Raw genomic sequence first — 25,037 nt, 5'->3', positions numbered from 1 at the left:
TTTTTCTTAGGTCAGTCCAGTAGCGGGTACGCCGGCAGCGTCAGGAACTCCTCGCAATCCTCATCCAGGATCATTCGGCGGAACAGCGCTGCGGCTTCCTGGATGTTCGGTACGTCGGGCAGCGCTGTCATCTCGGCCTCGAACAGCCGCTCGAACAGTTCGCGAGTGAAGCGCTGACCCCCTCGACCCTGCTCGGGACAGGCATTGTCCAGGGGCGCTTCGAATCGAAGCCACTGCCACAGCTGCGTGCGGCAGATCTCGGCGGTGGCGGCATCTTCCATGAGATTGTAGAGCGGTACGGCTCCGCGCCCGTCCAGCCACGCGGCGAGGTACTGGACGCCGACGCGGATGTTCTCCCGTGCACCGTCCTCGGTGCGCGGCCCGGTGTGCAGTTCCAGCATCTCCTCCCGGCCGGGCACGCGCTCCGGCATGCGGTCGAGCTGGTTGGGTCCGGTCATCTTGGCGAAGGCTTCCAGTGCGACCGGCACCAGCGCCGGGTGCGCGACCCAAGTGCCATCGTGGCCGTTGCCGACCTCGCGCAGCTTGTCCGCTCGCACCTTGTCCATGGCCGTCTGGTTCGCCGTCTCGTCGCCTTTGACCGGGATGAAGGCCGACATGCCGCCCATGGCGAACGCGCCGCGGCGGTGACAAGTGGCGATCAGGCGCAGCGAGTAAGCGGCGAGGAACGCCTTATCCATTGTCATGGCCGAGCGGTCGGGCGTCAGGCGGGAGGGATCGCGGCCGAACCGCTTGATGTAGCTGAAGATATAGTCCCAGCGTCCACAATTCAGGCCGACGATATTCTCCTTAAGCGCGAACAGGATCTCGTCCATCTCGAAGGCGGCGGGCAGCGTCTCGATCAGCACCGTCGCCTTGATGGTGCCGCGCGGCAGGTGGAGCTTGGCCTCGGCGATGCCGAACACTTCGCTCCATAGCTCGGCCTCGAACCGACTCTCCAGCTTCGGCAGGTAAAAGTAGGGCCCGGACCCCGCGGCCAGAGCGGCCCGCGCGTTGTGCCAGAAGTAGAGGCCGAAATCGAACAGGCTGCCGCTGATCGGCTCGCCATCGATGGTGAGGTGGCGCTCGTCGAGGTGCCAGCCGCGCGGGCGGACGATCAACACGGCCGGCTGCTCGCCGAGCACATACTGCTTTCCGCTCGCCGGATCGGCGAAGCCGAGGTTCCCCTGCCAGCGGGCGCGAAGGTTCACCTGGCCCTGCAGTAGCTCATTCCAAGCCGGCGCGGTGGCGTCCTCGAAGTCCGCCATGAACACCTTGGCGCCGCTGTTCAGCGCGTTGATGACCATCTTGGCGTTGGTCGGCCCGGTGATCTCCACTCGACGGTCCTGGAGGTCCGCCGGAATGTCACCGACCCGCCACTCACTCTCGCGGATTTCGCGGGTAGCTTCGGGGAAGTCGGGAAGCTCACCGGCATCATAGCGCTTCTGCCGCTCGAGACGTGCGCCCAGCAGCGACTGCCGCCGCGCCTCGAAGCGCTCGTGAAGCTCGGTCAGGAACTCCAGCGCATCCGGGGTGAGGATCTCCTCAGCCCCCTGGACGTCGGTTGGCGCGGCAATGAGACGGGGCCGGTCGAGCACCGTGCTCACCGAACCTCCGGCTCGACGCAGATGGAATAGCGCTCGGTCGCCGCGCAATGGTCGCGGAAGGTCAGCCGCTGCCATTCCATGCGGGCCTTCAGCTCGTCATGGAACGGGCCGCTGACCCGCTCGGTCCCGGGCTGGAGTTGCTTGAACGCGCAGTCGGCATATTCGCCGCCGACGATCCAGTAACGCTGTCCCATCGGTGTTCTCCCTTACTCGGCCGCGACGAACTGGGCGGCTTCGGTGGATTCGCTGAGTGCAGTGGTCGAGGCCTGGCCGGCGCTGACTGCAGTGGCGATCGCGTCGAAATAGCCGGTGCCGACCTCGCGCTGGTGGCGGGTCGCGGTGTAGCCGTCCTTTTCGGACGCGAACTCCGCCTGCTGCAGTTCGGAGTAGGCCGCCATGTGGCGATCGCGGTACCCGCTCGCCAATTCGAACATGCCATGGTTGAGCGCGTGAAAGCCCGCGAGGGTGACGAACTGGAACTTGTAGCCCATCGCTCCCAGCTCGCGCTGGAACTTCGCGATCGTGTCAGCGTCGAGCTTCGCCGCCCAGTTGAACGAGGGCGAGCAATTATAGGCGAGCAGCTTGCCCGGATGGACCTTGTGCACCGCCTCCGCGAACTTGCGGGCGTCCTCCAAGTCCGGGTGGCTGGTCTCCCACCACAGCAGGTCGGCGTGCTCAGCGAACGCCAAACCGCGGGCGATACAATGGTCGAGGCCGCTGCCCTCGCGCAGCCGGAAGAAGCCCTCGGACGTGCGCTCGCCGGTGATGAACTGGCGGTCGCGCTCGTCCACGTCGGAGGTGATGAGCTTGGCGCTTTCGGCATCGGTGCGGGCGACCAGCACGGTCGGCACGCCGCAGATGTCTGCCGCGAGCCGCGCCGAGTCGAGGTTGCGGATCGCCGCCTGAGTCGGGATCAGCACCTTGCCGCCGAGATGGCCGCACTTCTTCTCGGACGCGAGCTGGTCCTCGAAGTGCACGCCCGCGGCGCCGGCCTCGATATAGGCCTTCATGATCTCGAAGCAGTTCAGCGGCCCGCCGAACCCGGCTTCCGCATCCGCGACGATCGGCACGAACCAGTCCCGCTTGGCGCCGCCCTCCAGATGCTCGATCTGGTCGGCGCGCTGCAGCGTGCGGTTGATCCGCCGGGCCAGTTCGGGCCCCGCGTTGGCGGGATAGAGCGACTGGTCAGGATACATGGCGCCGGCCGTGTTCGCGTCGGCCGCGACCTGCCAGCCGGAAAGGTAGATGGCCTGCAGCCCCGCACGAACCTGCTGCATGGCCTGGTTACCGGTGACTGCGCCCAAAGCGCGGACCGGCTCGTCCTGCCCCTTGAGCAGCTCCCACAGCTTGAGCGCCCCGCGGCGAGCGAGGGTGTAGTCGATCGGCACGGAACCGCGCAGGCGCTTGACGTCCTCGACGCTGTACGGACGTTCGATGCCGTCGAAACGGCCAGGCGGAGCGGAAACGACTTCGTCAAAACTTGCCATGGAGCGACTCACCCGAAGATCTGAAGGAATATCCGCATCAACTCACCTCCTGCGCGGATGGTCGCGGCAAAAAAGGCGTGCTTGTCATGATATGACTTGAGCAATTGCTCGTTTTTTGACAGCTTTGATGGATGTTGACTGACCAGAAGCTGTTCCTTGGGCATCGACTTCGCCGTCTGCGGCGTGAGCGCGAGCTGTCGCAGACAGCCATGGCGGAGAGCCTCGGGATCAGTCCCAGCTACCTCAATCACTTGGAACGCAACCAGCGTCCGGTCACGGCCGCGCTGCTGCTGAAGCTTGCTGAGAAATATCAGGTCGACATCGTCAGCTTCGCATCACCGGGCGGACACAAGACGTCGCCGGAAGCGCTAGTCGAGATTTTCAGCGATCCTCTGCTCAACGATTTGGGCGTTCCTCGCTACGAGCTGGCGGAACTGGCGAACAACGCGCCCTCGATCGCGGACGCGGTGGCTCGGCTCTACCGCGCGCTCCGGGACAGCGAGCGGCTTCAGGTCATGCCCGAGTCCGACGACCCGCGATCGCTGGTGACTCCGGAAAACTGGGTGCGCGACTACATCCACCAGCATCGCAATTACTATCCGGAACTCGAAGAGGCGGCCGAGACACTGGGTGGGGCGCTCAGTGACCCTCTTTCGGTCGCGGAACCGCTGCGACGCCGGCTGAAGGAAGCGTGGGGCATTACGGCTCAGGTCATGCCGCAGTCGGCAATGGGCAATCTGAGCCAAACTTATGATGCCGAGCGCCGTGTGTTCCTCATATCATCCCAGCTGCGGGCCGAGAACCGGACGTTTGCCCTCGCCTATCAATTGGCGTCGGCCGAGTTCGCGGGGTTGCTGGACCGGATGGTCAACGAGGCCGCACCGCCGGACGAAGGGATCGCCCAGCTGCTGCGGATGAGCCTCGCCAACTACGCCGCCGGGGCGATCATGATGCCCTACGGCAAGTTTCTCCGGTCCGCAGAGGAGATGCACTATTCAATCGATCGGCTTTGCGGCGAGTATGGCGCGAATGTGGAGCAGGTGTGCCACCGCCTGACCACGCTCAACCGGCCCAACGCCCGCGGGGTGCCGTTCTTCATGCTGCGGGTGGACCCGGCCGGCAACATCTCAAAGCGGTACGCGGGGGAGAAATTCCCCTTTTCGCGATTTGGCGGAACCTGTCCGCGCTGGAACCTGCACGCCGCCTTCCAGGCGGCAGGTCAGGTCGTGACCCAGTTGATCGAAACTCCCGACGGTCACCGCTACTTCACGGTTGCGCGAACCATCGAGCGGCCGATCAAGGCGGAGCTTGCCGGCGGGTTGCTGGCCATTGGTCTGGGCTGCGATATTTCCTACGCGCACAAGCTGCACTGCGCAGAGGGGATCGACCTCGACCATGCGCCCGTGACTCCCGTCGGGCCGGCCTGCACCATCTGTCCGCGAATGGACTGCGCCTACCGCGCCACCCCGCCGGCCGGTCGCAAGCTCGCCGTGCACGAGAACCGCAAGACGGTTTCACCGTATCCGTTCGTGGCCGAAAGCAGTTCCACCGCGCAGGGATGACGGGCGCGGCAGGCCTCGCTACAGCGCGGCCTCATGAGTGACGTGGAACAGACCCTCGGGCGGATTGCCGCCGCCGGCGACCTGCAGGCCTTGGACGCGGCGCGCGTGGAAGCGCTGGGCAAGAACGGTTGGGTGACGGCCCTGCTGAAGACGCTTGGCGGCATGACGCCAGACGAACGGCAGGTGCGCGGGCCGGAGATTCAGGGCGTCCGTGCGCGGGTCACGGAGGCGATCGCAGAGCGTAAGGAACAGCTGGTATCCGCCGAACTCGAGCGCAGGCTCGCGACCGAGCGGCTCGACCTCTCTCTCCCCGCGCCCGAGCGGCCGCAGGGCACCGTCCACCCCGTCAGCCAGGTGATGGACGAGCTGGCGGAGATCTTTGCCGACCTAGGTTTCGCGGTCGCCGAGGGTCCGGAGATCGAGACGGACTGGTACAATTTCACCGCGCTCAACATGCCCGAGAGCCACCCTGCGCGGGCCATGCACGACACCTTTTATTGCGAGCCGCGGGATGGCGAGCCGGCGCGCGTGCTGCGCACCCACACTTCGCCGGTGCAGATCCGCGCGATGGAGAAGCATGGCGCGCCATTGCGGGTCATCGCTCCTGGCAGGGTCTATCGCTCGGACAGCGACGCGACGCATACGCCGATGTTCCACCAGGTCGAAGGTATCGTGATTGACCGAGCCATTCACCTTGGTCACCTCAAGTGGACGCTGGAGACCTTCCTCAAGGCCTTCTTCGAACGCGACGACATCGCGATCCGCATGCGCCCGAGCTACTTCCCTTTCACCGAGCCGTCGGCGGAGGTCGATGTCGGCTGGTCGATGGAAAAAGGCCGGCGCGTCGTGGGCGGCCAGGAAGGCTGGATGGAGGTGCTGGGCAGCGGCATGGTCCACCCGCGCGTGATCGCGGCTGCCGGGCTCGACCCGAACGAGTGGCAGGGCTTTGCTTTCGGCACCGGCATCGATCGGCTCGCCATGCTAAAGTACGGGATGAATGACCTAAGGCAGTTCTTCGACGGCGATATCCGCTGGCTGAAGCATTATGGCTTCGCGGCACTCGCTATTCCCACCCTCTCGGCGGGAGTGGGCGCATGAAGTTCACCCTGTCATGGTTGTACGACCACCTGGATACGGAGGCCTCGGTACAGCAGATCGCCGACAAGCTGACCGCCATCGGCCTGGAGGTCGAGGAGGTCACCAACCCGGCCGAAGCACTCGCACCCTTTGTGGTTGCCGAGGTGCTCACCGCCGAGCGCCACCCGCAGGCTGACAAGCTGCAGGTGCTGAGCGTCGATGCGGGCGACGGTCCGCTGCAGGTGGTGTGCGGCGCCCCGAACGCCCGCGCGGGTATGAAGGGCGTGTTCGGTCCTCCCGGCGCCTATGTTCCGGGCTCCGGTTTCACCCTGAAGGTCGCGGCGATCCGGGGGGTCGAGTCCAACGGGATGATGTGCTCCGTGCGCGAGCTGGAACTCGGGGACGAGCATGATGGCATCATTGAGCTCCCTGCCGATGCGCCGGTGGGGCAGAGCTTTGCCGCTTTCGCAGGACTTGACGATCCGGTGTTCGACATTGCCTTGACGCCGAACCGGCCTGACTGCCTTGGCGTGCGTGGCATCGCCCGCGACCTCGCGGCAGCGGGACTCGGCAGCCTGCGGGAGCAGCCGATCCGCCCTGTGGAAAGCCGCTGCGCCAATCCTGTCTCCATTCACGTGGAAGACGGCAGCGGCTGTCACGCCTTTGCCGGTCGTTACATCCGCAGAGTGACGAACGGCCCGAGCCCCGAGTGGCTGCGCAAGCGGCTGATTGCCGTTGGGCTGCGGCCGATCTCGGCGCTAGTAGACATCACCAACTTCTTCTCGATCGATCAGGCGCGGCCGCTGCACGTCTATGACGCGGCCAAGCTTCAGGGCGGCATCACGGCACGACGGGGTCGCACAGGCGAGCGGTTCGTTGCCCTTAACGACAAGGAATATGAAGTTGTCTCAGACGACTGTGTGATCGCGGACGATGCGCGAGTGCTCGGGCTGGGCGGCGTGATCGGGGGCGAGGACACCGGCGTGTCGGAAGGCACCACGGAGGTGCTGCTGGAATGCGCGTGGTTCGATCCGGAGACGATCGGTGCCGCCGGTCGCCGTCACCAGATCCATACCGATGCCCGCGCCCGCTTTGAGCGCGGAGCGGACCCGTTGGTGTTGGAGCCAATGGTCGAGGCGGCGACTGCCATGATCCTCGAACTCTGCGGGGGCGAGCCGTCGCAGATTACGCTGGCGAGCGCAGCCGACTGGGCCGACATCACGGTTCCCCGGTTCGTGCCGCTGCGGCCGGAGCGGGTGGAGAGCCTCGCCGGCGTACACATCCCCGGTGACGAGCAGGCCGCTATCCTGGAGCGGCTCGGCTTTACGCTCGAGACTGCCGGCTGGGTGCCGCCGGGCTGGCGGCCCGACATCGATGGCGAGGCCGATCTCGTCGAGGAGATCGCCCGCATACACGGCTTCGACCGTGTGCCCGCCACACCGTTGGAGCGCGCGCCCGGCGTCGCCCGGCCGACCGCCACGCCGTCGCAACGTATGGAGCGTCGCGTCCGCCGTGCTGCCGCTGCGCGCGGACTGGACGAGGCCGTTACGTGGAGCTTTATCGCCGAAGAGGAAGCTGCTCCGTTCGGGCGCGACCTGCAAGAGCCGGCGTGGATCCTGGCCAATCCGATCAGCGAGGACATGAAGGTCATGCGGCCCTCGCTCCTCCCGGGACTGCTAGCGGCTGCGCGCCGCAACCTCGACCGCGGCGCCTCCTCCGTCCGGCTGTTCGAGCTTGGCCGCCGCTACCTGCCGGGCGGTGAGAAGCCGACCGTCGGAATCCTGCTGGCGGGAGAGGCAATTCCGCGTGACTGGCAGAGCGGCAAGGCGCGGCCCTTCTCGCCCTATGACGCCAAGGCGGAGGTGCTCGCCCTGCTCGACTCAGTCGGCGCGCCGGTCGCCAACCTGCAGGTGTTCGCGGACGCGGGTCCGACTTGGCACCCGGGCAGGTCGGCGAAGCTGGGGCTCGGGCCCAAGACAATCGTTGCCAGCTTCGGCGAGATGCACCCGCGCGTTGCCAGGCGGTTCGACGTGCCAGCGGGAACACAGGCAGCGGAGATTTACCTCGACGCCATCCCAGCCCAGCGCACGAGCGGCCGAGCCCGCCCGGCCTTCACGCCGCCGGCGCTGCAGGCGATCACCCGCGACTTCGCCTTCGTCGTTCCGCTCGAGCTTGCCGCCGACCAGCTGGTTCGCGCCATCCGCGGCGCCGACAGGGCTCTGATCACGGGCGCGCGCGTCTTTGACCGATATCAGCCGGAAGGCGGCGAGCTGAGCCTGGCGGTGGAGATTGTGCTGCAGCCGACGGAGAAGACGCTGACCGAGGCCGAGATCAGCGCGGTCAGCGAGCGGATCGTGGGCGCCGCGACGAAGCTGGGCGCGCGCCTCAGGAGCTAGGTTCGAGCGCGTTGATCGCGGCGTGCACGCGCGCCTCGACCTCGTCCCGCTTCAGCCCGGGCGGGATGGTCTCGCCGACCACGACGCGGATGGTGCCTGGGCGCTTGATGAAGCCGCGGCCCCATAGCCGCCCGCTGTCCAGCGCGACGGGCACCACGGGCAGCCCAAGCATGCGGTACAGCCCGGCGAAGCCGGCCCGGAGAGGCGGCGTCTGGCCGGCCGGCACTCGCGTGCCCTCCGGGAAGATCACCACGGGGCGGCCGCTGGCGACCGCTTCCTTGGCGCGCACCATCATCTCACGCAACGCGCTCGCCCCCGCCTCCCGGTCCACGCCGATCACTCCGTAGCTCCGCGTGACCCAGCCGAAGAGCGGAATGACGGTCAGCTCGCGCTTCATCACCACGACCGGGGTATCGGCCATCCGCAACGCTTCAACTGTTTCCACCATCGCCTGGTGCTTGATCGCGATCAGGTGCGGGCCCTGCGGAATGCGGCCTTCAAACACGAACCTGATGCCGAGCACCCATCGGACGAGGACATGGTGGTAGGCGGACCAACCGTGGACCACGGCTCGTAGGGGACCAGTGCCGATAGCCGCAGCCGGAAAGGCCGCGAGCACGTAAACGAGCGTGCCCGGGTAGAAGAGCAGGCTGAACAGCAGCGAACGCAGCAGGCTCATCGGTCAGATATCCAGCAAAACGGCGGCCCGTCGCAGCAACAGCTTGTTATACTCTCCGAACAGGGTCCGGAACCGCGGCTGCGTGGGGACCGCGTCCGGTACGATCGTGTAGCTCTTCCCGAGGTGCCGCCGGAATTCATACTGCGCACGTCGCATGTGCCAGTCGTTGGTGATCAGCCGGAGCGAGCGGTAGTTGCGACGCTTCATCCACCGCCCGGCTTCCTCCGCGTTGGAGCGGGTATCCACGCTTTCGGCGCCCAGGTCGACGCAGCAGCGGAACGGACGCGCGGCCGCGGGACCAAGCCGGCGCACGAGATCGGCGCGGGTGACGCTCGGATCGGCGCCGGCGATCAACATGCGCTTGGCTCGGCCGGCCGTCATGATCTCGACGCCTCGCTCGATGCGGCCCGGGCCGCCGGTCAGAACTACGATCGCGTCGGTTCGTCCGTCCTCGGCAGGACGGCTCAGAGTCACGCCGAACAGGGCGAAACCCAGGGCGTAGAGCAGAAGGAGGAAGGCCGTCAGGCGAAGGATCATAGGGCGGCGCGCAATGCCTTGAGAACCGCCGCTCTGGCAACCACCGTCGCAAGCAGGGTGAAGGCTAGCGGCAGCAAGGCCAGCAGCAGCATGCCGCCCGGACCGATCAGCGAGCCGCCCACAAGGTCGCCCATGATGTTGCCCGAGACACCCGCAACCAACAGTAGCGTGAGGGCCGCGAGTCCGGCTCCGGCCGCTCCCCCGATGAAAGCGTCGATGGCGATACGGCGCTGAAACAGGCGCGCGACCTGTTCGTCCGTTGCGCCCACGCCATGCATGATCTCGATGCTCGTCCGGTTGGCTTCCAGGGCGCTGCGAGCAGCGAGGACCACGGAGGCGGCCGTTGCGACCGCCATCAGCACCACCAACCCGAGCGCCAGCCATTGCAGCGCCGTCAGGGAGCGGGCCAAGGGCGCGAGCTGCTCCTTATAGGCCGTAAAGCGGGCCTGGGGGACCGTGGACCGGACTCGCTGTTCCACCGCAGCAGGATCAGCGCCCGCGGCCAAGTCTATGTCGATCAACGACGGCAGGGGAAGATCCGCGTTGCTGGCGGCATCACCCAGCCAGCTTTTCAGCGTTTTGCGAACGTCCGCCTCCGGAACCGGACGGACAGCGGTCACCCCCGGGGCCGATCGTGCAGCCGATGCAGCTGTCGCGGCCAGTTCTCCGCCATCTGGGATCTGAATGGAGTAACGGTTTTCGACGCCCCCTCGCACCACCGATGCGGAATTCGCAATCGCCAGCCCCGCGGCCGCGACCACCACCGTCACGAACATCATGATTCCGATGACCCACGGCATCGGCCGGCCGCGCGTGTCGGGAAGCAGCCGGCGCTCCGGGACCGGCGGGAACATCCAGCTGAGCATCAGGCAAGCCCGACCGCGGATGGAGGGTGCCTGAGGTTGCCCGTGGGATCGCCCAGATGTCCGCCCTCCAGCCGAAGCAGCTGTGCGCCGCGAGTGGCAGCGATCAGCGACATGTCATGGGTCGCGACGACCACTGTGGTGCCGAGGCGATTGAGTGCATCGAACAGGTGCAGGAGGCGCGCGGCCATCTCCGCATCGACGTTGCCGGTCGGCTCGTCCGCGACCAGCAACTCGGGTTGAGCGATTACTGCACGCGCGATCGCCACCCGCTGCTGCTCGCCACCGGACAGGGTCGGCGGTCGCGCGCTCGCGCGGTCGGCGAGTCCGACCCAGGCGAGCATCTCCCGCACGGGCCCTTCGACCTCGGCCTCGCTCTTGCCCGCGAAACGCAAGGGCAGGGCGACATTGTCGAAGGCCGAGAGGTGCCGGATCAGGCGGAAGTCCTGGAACACCACGCCGATCCTCCGCCTGAAGGCGGGCAGCGCGTCGCGCGGAGCCTCCGAAAGCTCTTCATCGAACAGCCGGATGCGGCCGCGGGTCGGGCGCTGGGCCAGGTAGAGGAGCTTCAGAAGTGACGTCTTGCCTGCACCCGACGGTCCAGTGAGAAAGTAGAAGCCACCCCGCGCCAGGCGGAAATCCAGGTCGCGGAGCACCTCCGCGCCTGTTCCGTAGCGCAATCCGACGCTGTCGAATTCGACAATGGCGGTCAGTGTTCGTCCCCTCTCCCAGCGCTTCACCGTGTGGCATGAGGCCTGCGCCTTGCCAATGGAGTCCGCTGGGGTTTACCTGAAGACCGAAACTGAGGCGAAAGGGTGCCAATGATCCTCACCTGTCCGGAATGCGGGACACGATACGTGGTGAAGGACGGGGCCATTCCGCCCCAGGGCCGCCAGGTTCGCTGCGCGTCCTGCAAGGCCAGCTGGCACCAGGATCCGGAAGGACTCGATCCGCCAGACGATACGTCGGAGGAGCGCCTGCCCGTGCCCGGCAGCGCGGACGAGTTCCCGGCACCTGCGCCCCTGACCCATCCCGCCGGGGAGCCCGGAGGCAAGCCGTGGGAAGCCGAGCTGTCCGATCATTCGCATCCGGATCTGTCTTCCCCGGAGATAGAGAAGGCTGAAGATCCGGACGCGCACCCTCTGCCGGAGCCTGGACAGAGTGTCTCGCCGGCCAGCAGCCTGGTCGATGTTCAGCCCGATGGAGGGATACCCGTTCCGCCGACTTCCGCGGTGCCGGCGGGCGCCCCTCACTCACCCGACCCTTATCCCGAGGAGGTCGTTCCGCGCGATGATGCCGCGAACTGGAGCGGAGTCCGTGAGGAAGAGGAATATAGTCCATACCCAGCCGGTTCGGAGCAAGAGCAGAAGCCGCGAGGGCGCGGACCGGTTTACCTGCTTGTGGCATTGCTCCTGATCGCGGCGCTCGCAGCCGCATTCTGGTTCCTTGCCCCGGCCGAGTGGAAGCAGCGCGCGGGAGTGGCGCAGGCCGGCGAAACCCCCCTGCTGATCCAGTTGCAGCAGCAGGGGCGGCAGGAACTGGCCAGTGGAAACCAGCTGCTCGAAGTGAGCGGGATGGTCATCAACCCGACCAACGAGACCCAGCGTGTGCCCCCGATCAAGGCGCAGTTGCGCGGCCTCAATCAGCAAGTGGTCTACACCTGGACGATCCCGCCGCCCGCCCGGACGCTGGCACCGGGGGGAAGTGCCAGTTTTAACAGCGCCGAACTGAACATCCCTGCGTCGGCCCAGTGCATCGACCTGTCCTTCGGAGAGCCGAAGCCGTCCGGAGAGCTGCCGCCGTGCAAGCCGGACCTGGGCGGGGCTGAGCCGACCCGCGAGAGCTAGCTCCTAGCCTCAAGCAGGCTAGTGGAACTCGACCAGGGGGATCGTGCGCCTCTGGCCGTCCACGTCGGTCAGCGAGACCTTGCCGCTGCTGTGCGGCTCACCCGACCGGCCACGCTTCACCGATGCGCCACGAACAATGCGGATCGACACGCGGCTTTGCGCCCTGACCGCCGCCGGTGACGGCTGGGTCGCGGCGACCTGAAGGCCGGCGAGGAACCCGAAAAGAAGCATCGACATGGCGATAACGCTGTCGGGTGCTCAAGGTAAACAGGCTCTTCATACTTGATCCAAAACGGAACGGATGAAGCGCATTGCGCACCCCCAAAGGGGCTGCTAGAGGCCCGGGCCTTGCCAGCGGCAGCCACCGAGTTGCCGGGTCCTGACGTGCGGTCGTGGCGGAACTGGTAGACGCGCAGCGTTGAGGTCGCTGTGGCCGAAAGGCCGTGGAAGTTCGAGTCTTCTCGACCGCACCATCATCAATGCAAGCTGTTCCGCAGCTTAGGACCATCCGGGGGATGGTCCAGCATTGCTGATCGCCGCAGCTCCGCTGCGAGCGCCGCGGGTAAGCGGGACATCGTCAAACACCGCCTGCGCCTCAGGATACATTTCTTCCAGCATTCGCTTCGCACAGCGGGTCAGCACGGCTTCGATCGGATCGGCCGCGGAGATCTCGCCCTCCCGCGCTCTCGACCAGGCCCGCCGCCATGCCGCGCGTTCACGCTCCACCTCCCGCTCCGCCGCTTCCTGCCAGTGCAGCGGATGCTCCCCTTCTTCCCACTCGCCCCGGCCCCGGCCGAAATGGGCGACGGCGAGATAGCGGATGAGCGCGGACCGAACGAGGCCGAGGAAGAACTCCTCGGACCAGCGCACCGCGTTCGGCCCCTCGCCGCGCGCCATGTTGTAGCCGCGCGCCGCCGTCTTCGCGCCGAAAGCCCCGAGTACGCTGCCGACGAGCATGCCGGCTCCCAGCGTCATGCCACCCGCGGCGAGGTCGGCCGCGAGCCCTCCCGCGGCGCCGCTGACGAGCCCGCCCAGCATGGTGGCAATCCCCTCGCGCGCGGGTGCAGATTCCGCATAATCCTTCTCCAGGCGCTTGAGCACCTCACGGGCGGCCCGGCCGCTGAGGCCGTGGAGCGCAATCAGCTGGTCCGTCGAGCTCTTGATCCCACCATCCAGTCGCTCGGCCAGATGACCCATGGCGCGCCGGGCCTGTGGCGAGTGGTCGCCACCGGCCGGCTTCAGCACCGCACCTCGCAACCGATCTCCAAATGCACGCTCGCCAACCTCTTCCCGATCGGCCGCGGCTGCCCCAAGCTGTTCCGCAAGGACGCGCATGGAGGCGTGGAAACGCTGCAGGTTTCGCTCCGTCCAGGCGCCGAGCAGTGCGTGCATCGCCTCGGCCTTGTCAGCCGGCAGCAAGGGCCGCACTCGCTTGAGCAGCTCGCCCTCCTGAACCCAGCAGCGGGCGAAGGCGTCCAGGGTCAGCAGGCCCCTGACCAGCGGCAGTTCAGCGAGCTGGGCTTCCCAGCGTCGCTCATCGGCCTCCGAAGTGGGGCCCGGCGGTCCGGTCTGGTTGAGGAGTAGCAGCACCGGTTTCCCGATCCATGCCAGCACTTCCATCTCCAGCGGGATGTAAGCTGCCCCGGCGGGATCCTCGCTGGCGTTCACGAGATAGAGGATGACGTCCGCCTCGTCCCTCGCGTTGCGGACCGCTTGCTGGCTGGACCACAGGGGCCGGTCGCGGAAGCGATCCCATACCTGGGTCAGCAGCCAGCCGATCGGATTGCCGGTTAGCCGCAGGCGATGCACCAGTCGCGCCGTGTCGCCGAAGCCTGGCGTGTCCCACAGCATCAGCGTGTCGGCGCCGGCCTGGAGCATGACGTAGCCGGTCGCGACCTCCGTCACGTGGGCCGCGTCGCGCACTTCGCCGACGTCCTGCTGCAGCAGGGTGCGGACCAGCGTGGTCTTGCCCGCATTGGTGTGGCTGACCAAGCTGAGATTGACCGTGCGCGGAACGTTCGGCGTGGAGGAAGTCTCGCTCATGCCGTGTTCGGCGCCCGCTGAAGCGCTCGCTCGAGGGTTCGCACGCCGACTTCCTCCTCGGTGCTGCCGATGGCGACCAGCACCGGTTCGAGGCCCGTCGTGGCTAGCACCTGCTGCCAAGCTCGGAGCCGTTCGTCCGCCCGGCGGTCCCCGAATCGGCCACGGAAGCCGCCTTCATCCAGAAGCAGCGTCAGCCCGGTGCCGCCGCCCGCAAGGCTTTGGCGCACTCCAAGCGCGAAGGCCCCGTGGTTCTCCGCCTCGGGAGTGGAGCCAAGACTGAACAGCAGCAGCAGCTGGTCTGCTTCACCGAGGCTCGCGCCCTGTTCCGCCAGCCACGCGTCTTCCGCACCGTAGTCCACAGCAGGTTCGATGCAGATTCGGGTTTTGTCGCCCAGGGCCTGCCGCGCCAAGCGTTCGAGCTTCTCTTTGTCCTGTTCGGACAATCGCAGTCCATAGAGGATGATCCGTGCCGTGCCCGGCCGGCCAAGCGCGTCACGGATCAGGCGCCGAACATAGAAGTCCTCCGTTCCGGGCACCGGCAGCCGCCGCGCAAGAATCCCTCCCCGCAAGGCACACAGCGCGGCCAGCACGAGTCGGGGCACGATCACGACCAGCACGGTGGTCACCGCCCACAGGATCAACCAATTCCCAGCATTTTCCGAGCCTTCGCGCAGGTCGCGCAGCCGTTCCGCAGTGGGCAGGGCAATGCCCGTCAGCCAGCTGGCCGGACCCAGGATGACGCCAAGCAGCCACTCAATCTCCTGCTCGGCTCCCGCCCAGGTTCCTGCCCAGCCAGCGCTGTAGCTTGCGGCATAGCGCGCGCGGGCCAGCATTCCTGCGAGCAGGCCGACCGCGAACAGGGCCGCCGCCAGGTGCAAGGTACGGCTGATCCGCAGACGCGTTACCGGTCCGGCCGCCTTCGCCCAGTCGCCGGCGAAGCGCGACACCCCACGCTCCAGCGTCGGTTGCGCGGCGAGCCTGGCGGCGACCGGCTGCAGCCAGCGTTCAACCGTGTGCAGCACCGGGCGGCTCTCGCGCCGCGGCGTCAGCGCCGTCAGGAACAGCCACAGGTAGACAGCGACGTTCCACGCGAGCATTCCGAGCAGCGGAAAGGCGAGGATGTTGAGCCGCGGTCCGTCCAGCACGTTGGTCGCGGAGCCGAGCGCCAGCGCCGCCAGCGGAACCAGCCAGCTCAGCCATTTCGGCCAGCGAGAGACGGAGCACACCCGGCGCAGCGCCGGATAGCGTGCCAGCAGACGCGTCATGGCCAGGCTGGCTCGGCGATGAAGGAAGGCCCCGGTCTGGCTCTGATTGGGGTTCTCTCCCACTGGATGGTCCAGAAGGGCGGTTGCCGACGCGTAGCGCCGGTCTTCCTGGGTGAGGATAGCCCCTTGCGGGTCTTCGCTCTCGATGGCGCGGACGAGCAGCACCTCGCGTGCGGCCGCTTCCTTCAGGTGCAACCTCCTCATGGGCTGGAGAACCCGCGAGCCCGCAACAGGATGCAGGCCGGCCCGAGCAGTCCGGAAGTCGTCTCGCGCGACTTACTTGGACAAGGCGGCAAGGACTGGCGCGGGGGCGACCTGCAAGGTGCCCAGCCTGGCAACGCTTCGATCTTCGCTGACTTCGAACATCTGCGACAGGTCGGCCGCGGATGCGAAGGCCTTGGCAGACGCCGCGGCCAGCCGAACGCGGTACCTGCCGTAGGCAACCCGTTCGAACAGGAAATAGCCGTCGAAGTCCGACCGGGTGGTCGCGACGGCACGCCCGCTCTCGTCGACCAGTTCGACGTCCAACCCTTCGAAACCGCCGCCTCCGCTGCGGATCAGGACTCCCTCCACCGTGCCGCCGCCCACAAGGCCAATTTCGACCGTGGCGGTGACACCGGGCCGTGGAGTGACGACCTGCGCCGATCGGCCGGGCACGAGATTGGGATCGGAGAGGCTGCTCTCGTCGATGCCGATGGCGATCGGCTTGTAGTTGTCCAGCCCCGAAACAAACGTTGCTCCGCCCTTGTCCGTCGGACGGTCGGAGATCCGGAGGCCAGCGGTGATCAGCGCCCCCGCCTGCAGCGGCTCGTCCGGATCGCGGTTGCCGTTGGCGTTGAGATCCCGATAGACCTTCGCTCGAACGCTGCCGGTGCTGGCGAGCGGGTCGCGCGACAGGCGGAATCGCCCTGCGCTTTGGTCGAGGGAGAAGTTGAGGGAGATCCCGGCCGCGACCGAGCCGTCCGTCGCCGCCTCGCCCGTGAGCGAGACCGCCAGGGCGTTGAATCGCCGGATGTGCGACACTCGTGCATTGGCGCGCCGCCCATCGCGGTTCCAGGCCACTGCGCCTTCCCAGTCCACATTGTCGGTCGCGCTCCAATAGCCGGACAACTCCGCGCGCTCGAGACGCGAAGAGGGCGCAATCTGCCATTCGGTGGATCCGCGCACGCGCACCGGACCGATTCGGCCGCTGCCGATCAGGGCCGCCTCAAGCTCGCCAGGCGGTGCCGGGCCGCTTGCCGAGAAGGTCCTCCGATAGCGGAACGCCGTCGCCAGGTTGAAGCGGCTGATCATCGTGGATGTTCGCAGCTGCCCTTCCAGCAGCCGGCCGCCTCCGGCATATTCGGCAAGGCGGATGTCGCCATGGACGGGAAGGTTGGTGCGTCCGAGCTTCAGGGGCGCATCCACAGTCAGGCGGTGGTCGCCGACAATGTTCGCCCCTTCGCCGCGGCCGCGAAAGCCTTTCGACACAATGGACTGGGCCGAGAGGGACACCGACCCAAGCCGGGCCAGCGCCTGACCGCGAAAAGCCATCCCACCCTGCGTATCGCGGGCTGCCGCAATCTCCACCAGCGCAGGCCCGACTGAGCGCCTCATGGCGCCTTCCACGAAGGTGACCCGCTCATCCTGCTCCACCAGCGTCTGCACCAGTGCCGAAACGGACGTGCGCTTGTCGAGGCCGTGCGCGACGGACGCGGCGGCACGCCAACCCTGGTCGGAGCGCTCCTTCCAGTCCTTGCGGAAGTCGATCAGGTCATGCCCGGGATCGACAACTCCCGCCCAGTACCAGGTCTTTCCGGCCGGCACGTTTTCCGGTCCCACGGTCAGGGTTTCGACGCGACTTCGCACCTGCCCTTGCGGTCCATAACTGATGATCTCGAACCGGTTCTCGCCATAGAGCAACTGCACTTCGGAGAACTGGTATCGTCGATCCGGCCTGCTCTCGGAAAACGCGACCAGCTCGCCGTTGCGGTACAGCTCCGCCTCCCAGCCGGCCGGCAGCTCGCCGGAGAAGCTGGTCCGGTCGAATGCAGCCGGAGTATTGAGCGGCTGGTTGGTCACCATTGCGCCCCGACCCGGCGTACCGGTGCCGGCCAGGGCTGACGAGACACCTTCCACGTCGCCGACGGCGTAAGTCGTCGCCTTGAGGGGGCCGAGCAGGGCAGCGTCGGGATCCGAACGGAACGCCTTGAAGCGGAAGGTGTCCGGCACCCCCTTCTCGTTCGTACCAAGCCGGGCTTCGTATGACAGGGTGGCGATCTCACCGGCCGCCATGATCGCTGCCCGGCGGTCAACGCGCGCGCCGGTCCGGGCATCATAGGTCACCCCGGCGTTGACGACGAAGTCCAATGCCGGAGCCCGCCACAGGCGATAAGGTAGCTTGACCTGTGGCAAGCCCTTGAGATCGAACGCAGCCGGTCGGATCCGCGCGGCGCGGTCCCGCCGCTCCTTGGCGAGCTCCACCGGAAGCTTGGTCTCGCTCTCCAGCAGCAGGACCGATGCGCCGGTATTTGCGGTGATGCCCAGCCCGAACCAGCGGCTGAGCGCCTTTACGTCGACACACCAGCCTTCCGGCACTTCCCGCACCGTTCCGGGATTGAGCGCCTCGCGCGCACCACCATACTGAACCGACCGCGTCATTCGATCGATCGTGATCCGATGGTTTTCGTTGAAGGCCCAGCCACTGGCACGGCCGGCCGCAAGGTCGATCGTCATCGGCACGTCTAGCGCCGTCAGGAAGTCGCCGAGCAGCACGCACGTGCCTTCCGGAGTCTGGTAGGCCCGGACGCCGTCGCCGAGCTGCAACTGGCGGATGTTCACATCAAGGAGATATTGCTCGTCGGGATCGGCGCTCCATGCCGGATTGACCGGCGATGCAGCAGGCGCGGCGACGGTGCCGGCGACCAGCGCCAGCATCATCAACGCACTCCGGCCGAAGCGCGCGAGCGGGGTCATGCCTGGAACGCCTTCCTCCGCTCGGGTCTAGTTCAGGACCGTGCGGGTTTCGGCGATCACGTCGTTCACGCCGTCGCCGACCTCGACATACTGGACCGTGACCGGACCCTTCGCCTGGTCCACGAAGCGAGCGTCCACCGGGACCTCCACGCGGCGCTTGTTCACTTCGGTGTAGACGGCGACGCCCCGCTGGAGAGCGATCGGCTCCGCGACACCGGACTTCAGCACCCGGATCTCCCCATAGGTCGAGCGCTGTCCGGTGCGGCTGAGCTCGAGTGACACGGTGGGGTGTCCGCTGGCATCCTTGCCGAGCCGCACGTTGGAGATGCCGGCCTGTGCCTGCAGGTTACCCAGGCGAACGATGACCGGTATCGTCACGCCGTAGATCGGCGTCAGGGCAAAGCCGATGCCCTTGAAATCGGCCGGAGTCTGAACGGCCGGACGCGGGGGAGGCACGGCCCGGAACAGGAGGTGCGCGCGGTATTCGCCATCCGGCAGTCCCTGCGGAGCGCGCGCACTGAGCCGGATCGATTGCGGCTGGTCCGGCGGCAGGGTCACGCGGCGCGGGGCGTACAGGATCATGTCGCGGGCGGCGGCTTCGGCGGTGTTGGGCTGCTCGACCTGCTCGAGCGAGCCGTCTTCCTTCATCCGGCGCAACTCGACCGAGATGCGATAGGTCGCGACTTCATTCCCGATGTTGTTGAGGATGATCTCCGTTCCGCGGCTGCCGTTCAGGACGATGCGCGTCGGCGCGACCAGCAGGTCGCCTCCACCCGCCGTCGTGCCAGGCGCCGCGAGGAGCACTAGGGGCGCGACCAGCGCTGCGCGGACGACTTGGCCAATACGTGACATGATCCGGTAAACTCCCCAGGGTCGCGGCTCTGGCGCCGCCCTCGGGAAAGGATTGCAACGGAAATGGTTGAGATTGCGCTAACCATGGCCGTCTAACCGGCAAAGAAGAAGGGCCGCCGTGGCCGGCGACCCTCCCCTGGTCCGCCGCCGGATCATGCCCGGCGTGCTGTCCGCGAAGCTTACAGGTAGTCGACAGTGACTTCCATGTCGCCCGAGTAGACGCCGTCGATCGTGGTCGGCAGGACCGTGATCGAGCCGCCGACGTCGAAGTTGTTGCCCGGCGCCCCGGAGCTGGTCAGGGTCACGTTGCCTGGGACCGCCGGCGTGAAGGTCAGCGAACCACCGTTCGAGCCGGTCAGGCTGACGTTGGTTGCGAACACCTGCACGACCTGGTTGTTCGTACCGCGAACATTGTACTGCGCCGACTGGGCAGTGCCCGAGCAGGTCAGGCCGGCGCCGCAGCTGCGCGCGCTGGCGGTGCTGACGGAAACGGCCGAGCCACCGACGGGCACGGAGTCCATCACGATGGTGCCGAAGTCGAGGTCACGGACGCGGGTCAGCGTCAGCGGCTTGATGATCCGCGCATTGGCGGTCGGCTTCGGTCCGCTGGTCACGCCCACCGGCGCAGCAACGGCCGGGGCCGCAGTTACCGCCGCGGCGGCAGTCGCGGCAACCGCCGCCATACGAAGGAAATTGGTCATCGAGAAGTATCCCCACTTGGTTCCGATTCGGCGGCGGTCGAGCTCGGCCGTCCCGAGTCGTCCATCCACGGGACCCTCATTAACCCTGCCCGCTTACGCCTTCCCTCAAGGGGATGGTTAATCGGCGGTTGAGGATTGGACCGGCGCGGACCCGATACTGATCAGAGGTATTCCACGGTGATCGGAACGTCTCCGCGATAGTCGCCCTCGGCATTTCCATCGACCTGGACCTCGCCGCCGAAGCGGAAGGCCAGTCGTCCGTTAGCGTCCAGGCGAGGAGCCGACGGAAGATCGGTTTCGATCCGGGTGATGGCGATATGACCGCCGGAAAAGCCCCACAGCTCGATTTGGGACGGCAGGTCGACCCGGATAGTGCGGTGCGGCTCGCCACGGAGGACCACGCTGCCGACCATGGTCCGGCTGCCGGCCGACGCCACTCCGCCCTTGGCACTGCGCGAACCATCCGGCGCGATCCGAACCGACCCGCCGCCCTGCGCGGTGAGGATCAGCCGGTCGAAGTTGAGGCTGGTCTGCACCTCGATGCGAACCGGTGTTCCGGACCGCTCGGCATCCGCAAGGTTCGAGGGAGCGCCACACAGACGGCACTGCACGGCCTGGGATGGTGAACTCAACACGATCCCGGCCGCCATGACCCATCCAGACAGGCAGACGCGAAGCCTCATGCCTGTCGAGGTACCTCCACAATGGTGTAAACCGGGTAAACGCAGCGCTAACCATTGTTCCTGCTCCACCCGACTATCGAAGGCTGACGCTTGCCGCACCGGCACCGACCGCTTACGCCTGCGCCCCGGATGGCAAAATCACCTGCTCTGAAACCGCGTCGCCGCTGGGTCACGGCGCTGAAATGGATGCTCTACGCCGCCTTGCTGGGCCTGCTTGCGCTGGTGATCGCTGTAGCCGTCGCCATGTCGCAGCTGCCGTCCTACCAGGACCTGACCCGGCGCAACGACCTTGGCCAGATGATCCGGGTCCGCTCCGCCGATGGGCAGCTTCTGGTCTCCCTCGGTCCCAGCTTCGGCCGCTGGCTCCGGTACGACGAGATCCCGCCAGCCATGCGCTCGGCAATGATCGCGGTGGAGGACCAGCGCTTCCGCAGCCACCCTGGTGTCGATCCGGTCGCACTCGCCCGCATCGCCCGCTTCGCAATCGCGAATCTGGGAACGGGTCGTCGGCTGCAGGGCGGCTCCACGATCACGCAGCAGCTTGCCCGCAACATCTTCCTCACGAACAAGTACAGCGTCGGTCGGAAGCTGCAGGAGATGATCCTCGCGCTCGCGATCGAGCGCAAGTTCTCCAAGGACCAGATCCTCGAGCTCTACCTCAACCGGGTCTACTTCGGCGGTGGCGCCTACGGCATCGACGCCGCATCTCGCCGCTTTTTCGGTCATGATGCGACCACACTGAGCCTCGGCGAGGCCGCCATCATTGCGGGCCTGGTCAAGGCGCCGTCCAACTACTCGCCGACGGCGGACGTTGAAGCAGCGCGCGGCCGGGCGGAAGTGGTGCTGCAGACGATGGCCGAGAACGGATTCATCTCGGAAAACGCCGCTCGGCAGGTGGACCCTGCACAGATCGTTGTTCAGCCGAGCGAGCGACAGAACAGCGTGCGGTACTTCACGGACTGGGCCCTGCCGCAACTGGATACGTTGATCGACGAGACCGGCGAGCCAATCGATGTCTGGACCACCCTCGACACGCGAATGCAGGCTGCGGCCGACCGCGCCGTCAACGCAAATACCCCGAAGGGGGCGCAAGGGGCGCTGGTGTCGCTGGATCGGGACGGCGCGGTCAGAGCCATGGTGGGCGGGCGGGACTATGTTGCCTCGCTCTACAACCGAGCCGCCCAGGCGGAGCGGCAGCCCGGCTCGGCGTTCAAGCTGTTCGTCTACCTCGCGGCGTTGGAATCGGGCATGCAGCCGACCACGACCATCGTCGACGAGCCGATCGAGATCCAGGGCTGGCGCCCGCGCAACTCGACCCGCACCTATTCCGGCGCGGTCACGCTGCGAGAGGCGTTTTCGCGCTCGATCAACACGGTGAGTGCCAAAATCGGTGCCGAATTGGGCTTCGGAACCATCGCCGACATGGCACATCGGTTCGGAATCAGCGGAAACATCTCCACTTATCCCTCAATGGTGCTCGGCACTTCGGACGTCCGCCTGATCGACATGACACGCGCCTATGCGGCGGTGGCCAACAGAGGCATCAGCGTCATGCCTTATGCCATCACCCGCGTGGCGACGGCCGACGGGCGGCTGCTTTATCGCCATGAGCGTCAGGAGGAGCGCGTGCTCGTCGCGCCCTGGGTCGCCGCACAGATGACCGACCTCCTGCAATCCGCCGTGCTCACCGGAACCGGCCGCGCGGCGCAGATCGGGAGGCCGGTGGCGGGCAAGACCGGAACCACCAGTTCCAACAAGGACGGCTGGTTCATTGGTTTCTCGTCGGGACTGACGACGGGCGTATGGATGGGCCGCGACGATGCGCGACCCGTACCGGGCTTGCAGGGCGGAACCGCTCCGGCGCGCGCCTTCCATGACTTCATGGTCACAGCCGTGGCCCGTCGGCCGGTCCAGCAGTTCGAAACCGAGGTCCCGATGCCGAACTGGGACCTGGAGCCCGAGGAGCAGCTCTGGGGGAATGAGGTGATCGAAAGCGAGCCGCTGGTTGATGCCGACGGCAACCCGATCCTCAGCCAGCCCTCGGACCCGCTCGCGCCCCAGGGACGGGCACCCGCGCCCGGGCAAGGTCCCACTCCCGACCAGACCGAACTCGACCGGATCTTCGGAGGTGAGCCGCCGCCGCCAGAGGGCGCTCCGCAGCGCCCGGACCGAGCGCCCGCGCCGTCAGCTCCGGCCGACCGCCCGCAGGGTCGGAGCGAGTTCCCGCAGTAAGGCGCGCGCCTCTGCCACCGGCCTTCCGAACAGCTTCCCCTCCACGGCCTTGAAGCGCGGGCCATGGTCGAGGTGCAGCCGGTGGGCCACCTCATGCGCGACGACGAAGCGCAGCAGGTCCGGGGGTGCCAGGATGAGCCGCCAACTGTAGCGGATCGCACCGCTCGACGTGCAGCTTCCCCAGCGTGACACCGGGTCGCCGACCCCAACGGAGCGCACCACAACGCCCGCTTCGGCGGCGATCCTAGCAGTCTCTGCGCTCAGCATGTCGAGGGCTTGCCGGCGCAGCCACCGTTCGACCGCACTCGAGAAGCTTTCGCGGGGTCCGCCCACCGTGAGACGTCCCTCGTGAAGGGAGAAGGACCGCCGCCGCGTCTCGGACCAGACGAGTTCCAGCGGCTCGCCGCGGAACGGTATGGTTGCCCCGGGCTCCAGCGGCACTGCGGCAGGTGCTGCCGCGAGCTGTGCGTCGACCCAGAGCCGCTGTTCCTTCGCCCAGCCTAGCGCCGCTTTTGCGCTCGCCCGGGCCGGCACCGTGAGGCGGATGAGACCGGCGTCATGGTCCACCCGCAAGCGCATCCGCCGGGCCGTACGGTGCCGCGTGACCGCGACGGGCAGCGGCAGGCCGGGAACGTTAAAGTTCGCGGTCGACAAGATGGAACTCGAGGTCTCCGGCATCGACTTCGCTGACCGTCCAGCCGCGCGTCGACATGCCAGCTTCGTGCACCGTCTCGCGGCTGCCCGATACCAGGTAATGCCAGTGGGGTAGGGCCTCTCCGGCGGCGCGAAGTCGATAGGCGCAGGTCGAGGGCAGCCACTCCAGCGCCTCGAGCTTGCCCTGCGAAAGCTGCACGCAATCGCTCACCCACCTCTTGCGATTGGCGTAATCGGTGCAGCGCCCATGCCGCCGGTCGAGCATCTTGCAAGCGACATTGGTCGGGAACAGCTCGCCCGTTTCGTCATCCTCCAGCTTGTGGAGGCAGCAGCGGCCGCAGCCGTCGCACAGCGCTTCCCACTGCCCGCGGTCCAGCGCAGAAAGGGGCTTCTCCCACCAGGCAGTGGCGACGTCGTCATTCATGACAGGGGCAGCCTTGGTCTGCTATGCGCCCGCAATCAAGGGATCAGGGCAGGGACCTTCAAGGGCATGACGCGTAAAAGAGGTATCGTGGCCGCCTGCGTGCTGGCCCTCGCGGCCGTTCCAGCGGGGGCGCAGTTCGCCAGCGGTGGGTTCACCTTCCTGCAAGCCGTGCAGCAGCGGGACGGCGCCAAGGCGACGGAGATGCTGAATTCGCCGGGCTCCAGCCTGGTGAATTTCCGCAACGACGAGGGAACGGGCGCGCTGCACATCGTCACCCAGCGGCGCGACACGCAATGGCTGCGCTTCCTCATGAGCAAGGGAGCGGACGTGAACCTGGCGAACGGGGCTGGCGATACGCCGCTTCACCTCGCGTCGCGCAGCGGGTGGGTCGAGGGCATGGATGTCCTTCTGGACGCCGGAGCACGGGTGGACCGACCCAACCGGCTTGGCGAGACGGCGCTGATCATGGCCGTCCAGCAGAAGCAGGTGGCCGCGGTGCGTCGCCTGCTGGAAGCGGGTGCAAACCCGGACAAAGCGGACAACGCCAGCGGTCGAAGCGCCCGGGACTATGCGAAGCTGGACACCCGCTCGACCGAGATGATCCGGCTGATCGAACAGACGAAGTCGAAAAAACCCGCAGCTGTGGCGGGTCCGAAGCTCTAGTTCCCGAAGCCCAGCGTCGGATCGATGTGGGCCGACAGCCGGCGCGCTGCCCTCCGGGCAAAGCGCAGCAGCTCGGCTTTCCGCCGCGCAGGAGCGAGCGGACGGTGGGCCGCTTCCCGCATCACCGCGGCATCGTAGCGATCGGCCACGATGAGTCCGGCCTCGCCCGGGAGGAATCGCTCTTCCTGCAACAGACCCGCAAGCGCGCCCGGCACCGCCCAGAAGAAGCGGTCGCAATAATCGAGATAGTCGGTCCACTTGGAATCGCCGGTCAGGTCGGCCTTGCTGACCTTGATCTCGACGATCGTCAGGCAGCCCTTGGGGTCGATCGCCATCATGTCGGCGCGGCGCCCGTTGGGAAGCGGCACCTCGCAAATGGCGAAGATCTCCTGACGGCAGAACAAGCGCGTCACGCCGCGCGCAACGTCGGTTGCGATCGGCGGCAGATCGTCGAAGCAAGATGGGACCGAGAGGGAATCGGGAGCGCTACTCACTCCCGACTGCTAGAACAAA

General features: G+C 67.0%; 23 protein-coding genes and 1 tRNA gene. 7 read left to right on the top strand and 17 right to left on the bottom strand.

Going from position 1 to position 25,037, the window contains the following annotated elements; genetic code table 11:
- Positions 1-11: 11 nt before the first annotated feature.
- Genes aceB through aceA form a run of 3 tightly spaced genes read right to left on the bottom strand, consistent with a single transcriptional unit; the run spans position 12 to position 3,091 of the window.
- On the bottom strand, positions 12-1,604 hold the full coding sequence (aceB, locus tag JT720_RS05415) for a malate synthase A (RefSeq protein WP_336511941.1): 1,593 nt from the start codon (positions 1,602-1,604) through the stop codon (positions 12-14).
- Positions 1,601-1,798, bottom strand: coding sequence for a DUF4170 domain-containing protein (locus JT720_RS05410; RefSeq protein WP_205479885.1), 198 nt, complete (start codon positions 1,796-1,798; stop codon positions 1,601-1,603). The genes aceB and JT720_RS05410 overlap by 4 nt, the downstream gene beginning before the upstream one ends.
- A 12-nt stretch (positions 1,799-1,810) precedes the next feature.
- A complete protein-coding gene (aceA, locus tag JT720_RS05405; RefSeq protein WP_205479882.1) occupies positions 1,811-3,091 on the bottom strand; it encodes an isocitrate lyase in 1,281 nt (426 codons plus the stop codon).
- A gap of 131 nt (positions 3,092-3,222) precedes the next feature.
- On the opposite strand from aceA, the gene JT720_RS05400 reads away from it, so the two are divergent.
- The 3 genes from JT720_RS05400 to pheT are packed head-to-tail and all read left to right on the top strand — an operon-like array spanning position 3,223 to position 8,126.
- A complete protein-coding gene (locus JT720_RS05400) occupies positions 3,223-4,653 on the top strand; it encodes a helix-turn-helix domain-containing protein (RefSeq protein ID WP_205479880.1) in 1,431 nt (476 codons plus the stop codon).
- Between the two features lie 33 nt (positions 4,654-4,686).
- Positions 4,687-5,751, top strand: coding sequence for a phenylalanine--tRNA ligase subunit alpha (pheS, locus tag JT720_RS05395; RefSeq protein ID WP_205479878.1), 1,065 nt, complete (start codon positions 4,687-4,689; stop codon positions 5,749-5,751).
- Complete coding sequence (gene pheT, locus JT720_RS05390) at positions 5,748-8,126, top strand: phenylalanine--tRNA ligase subunit beta (RefSeq protein WP_205479876.1); 2,379 nt, start codon at positions 5,748-5,750, stop codon at positions 8,124-8,126. The genes pheS and pheT overlap by 4 nt, the downstream gene beginning before the upstream one ends.
- On the opposite strand, the gene JT720_RS05385 is transcribed toward pheT, so the two are convergent.
- From JT720_RS05385 to ftsE, 4 genes are read right to left on the bottom strand one after another with little or no spacing between them, the layout of a single operon-like run.
- Positions 8,116-8,805, bottom strand: a complete 690-nt coding sequence (locus tag JT720_RS05385) for a lysophospholipid acyltransferase family protein (protein ID WP_205479874.1) — start codon at positions 8,803-8,805, stop codon at positions 8,116-8,118. The two genes, pheT and JT720_RS05385, sit on opposite strands and share 11 nt — an antisense overlap.
- A 3-nt stretch (positions 8,806-8,808) precedes the next feature.
- Positions 8,809-9,342 (bottom strand): YdcF family protein, encoded by a 534-nt coding sequence (locus JT720_RS05380; protein WP_205479872.1) that lies wholly within the window; start codon positions 9,340-9,342, stop codon positions 8,809-8,811.
- Positions 9,339-10,196 (bottom strand): cell division protein FtsX, encoded by an 858-nt coding sequence (locus JT720_RS05375; RefSeq protein WP_205479871.1) that lies wholly within the window; start codon positions 10,194-10,196, stop codon positions 9,339-9,341. Before JT720_RS05375 ends, JT720_RS05380 begins: the two co-directional genes overlap by 4 nt.
- An 11-nt stretch (positions 10,197-10,207) precedes the next feature.
- The gene (gene ftsE / locus JT720_RS05370; protein ID WP_205480200.1) at positions 10,208-10,918 is read right to left on the bottom strand and encodes a cell division ATP-binding protein FtsE; all 711 of its coding nucleotides are present in this window, start codon (positions 10,916-10,918) and stop codon (positions 10,208-10,210) included.
- A 108-nt stretch (positions 10,919-11,026) separates the two neighbouring features.
- Between ftsE and JT720_RS05365 the strand changes: the two genes are divergently transcribed.
- Positions 11,027-12,052 (top strand): zinc-ribbon domain-containing protein, encoded by a 1,026-nt coding sequence (locus JT720_RS05365; protein WP_205479869.1) that lies wholly within the window; start codon positions 11,027-11,029, stop codon positions 12,050-12,052.
- Positions 12,053-12,070: 18 nt separating this feature from the next.
- Here the strand turns inward: JT720_RS05365 and JT720_RS05360 are convergent, their stop codons facing one another.
- The gene (locus tag JT720_RS05360; RefSeq protein ID WP_205479867.1) at positions 12,071-12,289 is read right to left on the bottom strand and encodes a hypothetical protein; all 219 of its coding nucleotides are present in this window, start codon (positions 12,287-12,289) and stop codon (positions 12,071-12,073) included.
- 149 nt (positions 12,290-12,438) lie between these two features.
- On the opposite strand from JT720_RS05360, the gene JT720_RS05355 reads away from it, so the two are divergent.
- Positions 12,439-12,525: transfer RNA gene (locus JT720_RS05355), tRNA-Leu, on the top strand.
- Between the two features lie 25 nt (positions 12,526-12,550).
- Here the strand turns inward: JT720_RS05355 and JT720_RS05350 are convergent.
- From JT720_RS05350 to JT720_RS05325, 6 genes are all read right to left on the bottom strand, one after another.
- Positions 12,551-14,095, bottom strand: a complete 1,545-nt coding sequence (locus JT720_RS05350) for a DUF3482 domain-containing protein (RefSeq protein WP_205479866.1) — start codon at positions 14,093-14,095, stop codon at positions 12,551-12,553.
- Positions 14,092-15,564 carry a DUF2868 domain-containing protein gene (locus JT720_RS05345; RefSeq protein ID WP_205479864.1) on the bottom strand — a complete coding sequence of 491 codons (1,473 nt, stop codon included), beginning with the start codon at positions 15,562-15,564 and terminating at the stop codon, positions 14,092-14,094. Before JT720_RS05345 ends, JT720_RS05350 begins: the two co-directional genes overlap by 4 nt.
- Positions 15,565-15,636: 72 nt before the next feature.
- Complete coding sequence (locus JT720_RS05340) at positions 15,637-18,315, bottom strand: MSCRAMM family protein (RefSeq protein WP_205479862.1); 2,679 nt, start codon at positions 18,313-18,315, stop codon at positions 15,637-15,639.
- A 27-nt stretch (positions 18,316-18,342) separates the two neighbouring features.
- The gene (locus tag JT720_RS05335; protein ID WP_205479860.1) at positions 18,343-19,167 is read right to left on the bottom strand and encodes a fimbrial biogenesis chaperone; all 825 of its coding nucleotides are present in this window, start codon (positions 19,165-19,167) and stop codon (positions 18,343-18,345) included.
- 179 nt (positions 19,168-19,346) lie between these two features.
- Positions 19,347-19,868, bottom strand: a complete 522-nt coding sequence (locus tag JT720_RS05330) for a DUF4402 domain-containing protein (protein ID WP_205479859.1) — start codon at positions 19,866-19,868, stop codon at positions 19,347-19,349.
- A gap of 161 nt (positions 19,869-20,029) precedes the next feature.
- Positions 20,030-20,551, bottom strand: coding sequence for a DUF4402 domain-containing protein (locus tag JT720_RS05325; RefSeq protein ID WP_205479857.1), 522 nt, complete (start codon positions 20,549-20,551; stop codon positions 20,030-20,032).
- A 129-nt stretch (positions 20,552-20,680) separates the two neighbouring features.
- Between JT720_RS05325 and JT720_RS05320 the strand changes: the two genes are divergently transcribed.
- Positions 20,681-22,783 carry a transglycosylase domain-containing protein gene (locus tag JT720_RS05320; protein WP_205479856.1) on the top strand — a complete coding sequence of 701 codons (2,103 nt, stop codon included), beginning with the start codon at positions 20,681-20,683 and terminating at the stop codon, positions 22,781-22,783.
- Here JT720_RS05320 and JT720_RS05315 read toward each other — a convergent pair.
- Both JT720_RS05315 and JT720_RS05310 read right to left on the bottom strand, forming a co-directional pair.
- A complete protein-coding gene (locus JT720_RS05315) occupies positions 22,736-23,437 on the bottom strand; it encodes a M48 family metallopeptidase (protein WP_237220037.1) in 702 nt (233 codons plus the stop codon). The genes JT720_RS05320 and JT720_RS05315 overlap by 48 nt on opposite strands.
- Positions 23,418-23,861 carry a YcgN family cysteine cluster protein gene (locus JT720_RS05310; protein WP_205479854.1) on the bottom strand — a complete coding sequence of 148 codons (444 nt, stop codon included), beginning with the start codon at positions 23,859-23,861 and terminating at the stop codon, positions 23,418-23,420. Before JT720_RS05310 ends, JT720_RS05315 begins: the two co-directional genes overlap by 20 nt.
- Before the next feature lie 66 nt (positions 23,862-23,927).
- On the opposite strand from JT720_RS05310, the gene JT720_RS05305 reads away from it, so the two are divergent.
- Positions 23,928-24,524: an ankyrin repeat domain-containing protein gene (locus JT720_RS05305; RefSeq protein ID WP_205479852.1), complete on the top strand. Its 597-nt coding sequence runs from the start codon at positions 23,928-23,930 to the stop codon at positions 24,522-24,524.
- Here the strand turns inward: JT720_RS05305 and JT720_RS05300 are convergent.
- Complete coding sequence (locus JT720_RS05300) at positions 24,521-25,018, bottom strand: MmcB family DNA repair protein (protein ID WP_205479850.1); 498 nt, start codon at positions 25,016-25,018, stop codon at positions 24,521-24,523. The two genes, JT720_RS05305 and JT720_RS05300, sit on opposite strands and share 4 nt — an antisense overlap.
- Between the last annotated feature and the right edge of the window lie 19 nt (positions 25,019-25,037).

It is taken from the genome of Sphingomonas arenae, assembly GCF_016924655.1.
Classification (GTDB): Bacteria; Pseudomonadota; Alphaproteobacteria; order Sphingomonadales; family Sphingomonadaceae; genus Sphingomicrobium; species Sphingomicrobium arenae.
Note: the sequence above shows the minus strand (reverse complement) of the source record. Positions and strands in the feature narration are given on the sequence as shown.

Bases quoted from the DNA above. Each gene is read 5' to 3' on its own strand.
- JT720_RS05320 (WP_205479856.1), top strand. From the start codon at position 20,681: ATGGCAAAATCACCTGCTCTGAAACCGCGTCGCCGCTGGGTCACGGCG.
- JT720_RS05350 (WP_205479866.1), bottom strand. From the start codon at position 14,095: ATGAGCGAGACTTCCTCCACGCCGAACGTTCCGCGCACGGTCAATCTC.
- JT720_RS05345 (WP_205479864.1), bottom strand. From the start codon at position 15,564: ATGAGGAGGTTGCACCTGAAGGAAGCGGCCGCACGCGAGGTGCTGCTC.
- pheS (WP_205479878.1), top strand. From the start codon at position 4,687: ATGAGTGACGTGGAACAGACCCTCGGGCGGATTGCCGCCGCCGGCGAC.
- pheT (WP_205479876.1), top strand. From the start codon at position 5,748: ATGAAGTTCACCCTGTCATGGTTGTACGACCACCTGGATACGGAGGCC.
- JT720_RS05365 (WP_205479869.1), top strand. From the start codon at position 11,027: ATGATCCTCACCTGTCCGGAATGCGGGACACGATACGTGGTGAAGGAC.
- JT720_RS05325 (WP_205479857.1), bottom strand. From the start codon at position 20,551: ATGAGGCTTCGCGTCTGCCTGTCTGGATGGGTCATGGCGGCCGGGATC.
- JT720_RS05330 (WP_205479859.1), bottom strand. From the start codon at position 19,868: ATGACCAATTTCCTTCGTATGGCGGCGGTTGCCGCGACTGCCGCCGCG.
- JT720_RS05305 (WP_205479852.1), top strand. From the start codon at position 23,928: ATGACGCGTAAAAGAGGTATCGTGGCCGCCTGCGTGCTGGCCCTCGCG.
- JT720_RS05410 (WP_205479885.1), bottom strand. From the start codon at position 1,798: ATGGGACAGCGTTACTGGATCGTCGGCGGCGAATATGCCGACTGCGCG.
- JT720_RS05340 (WP_205479862.1), bottom strand. From the start codon at position 18,315: ATGACCCCGCTCGCGCGCTTCGGCCGGAGTGCGTTGATGATGCTGGCG.
- JT720_RS05335 (WP_205479860.1), bottom strand. From the start codon at position 19,167: ATGTCACGTATTGGCCAAGTCGTCCGCGCAGCGCTGGTCGCGCCCCTA.
- JT720_RS05385 (WP_205479874.1), bottom strand. From the start codon at position 8,805: ATGAGCCTGCTGCGTTCGCTGCTGTTCAGCCTGCTCTTCTACCCGGGC.
- JT720_RS05375 (WP_205479871.1), bottom strand. From the start codon at position 10,196: ATGTTCCCGCCGGTCCCGGAGCGCCGGCTGCTTCCCGACACGCGCGGC.
- JT720_RS05310 (WP_205479854.1), bottom strand. From the start codon at position 23,861: ATGAATGACGACGTCGCCACTGCCTGGTGGGAGAAGCCCCTTTCTGCG.
- JT720_RS05360 (WP_205479867.1), bottom strand. From the start codon at position 12,289: ATGTCGATGCTTCTTTTCGGGTTCCTCGCCGGCCTTCAGGTCGCCGCG.
- JT720_RS05400 (WP_205479880.1), top strand. From the start codon at position 3,223: ATGTTGACTGACCAGAAGCTGTTCCTTGGGCATCGACTTCGCCGTCTG.
- aceA (WP_205479882.1), bottom strand. From the start codon at position 3,091: ATGGCAAGTTTTGACGAAGTCGTTTCCGCTCCGCCTGGCCGTTTCGAC.
- JT720_RS05380 (WP_205479872.1), bottom strand. From the start codon at position 9,342: ATGATCCTTCGCCTGACGGCCTTCCTCCTTCTGCTCTACGCCCTGGGT.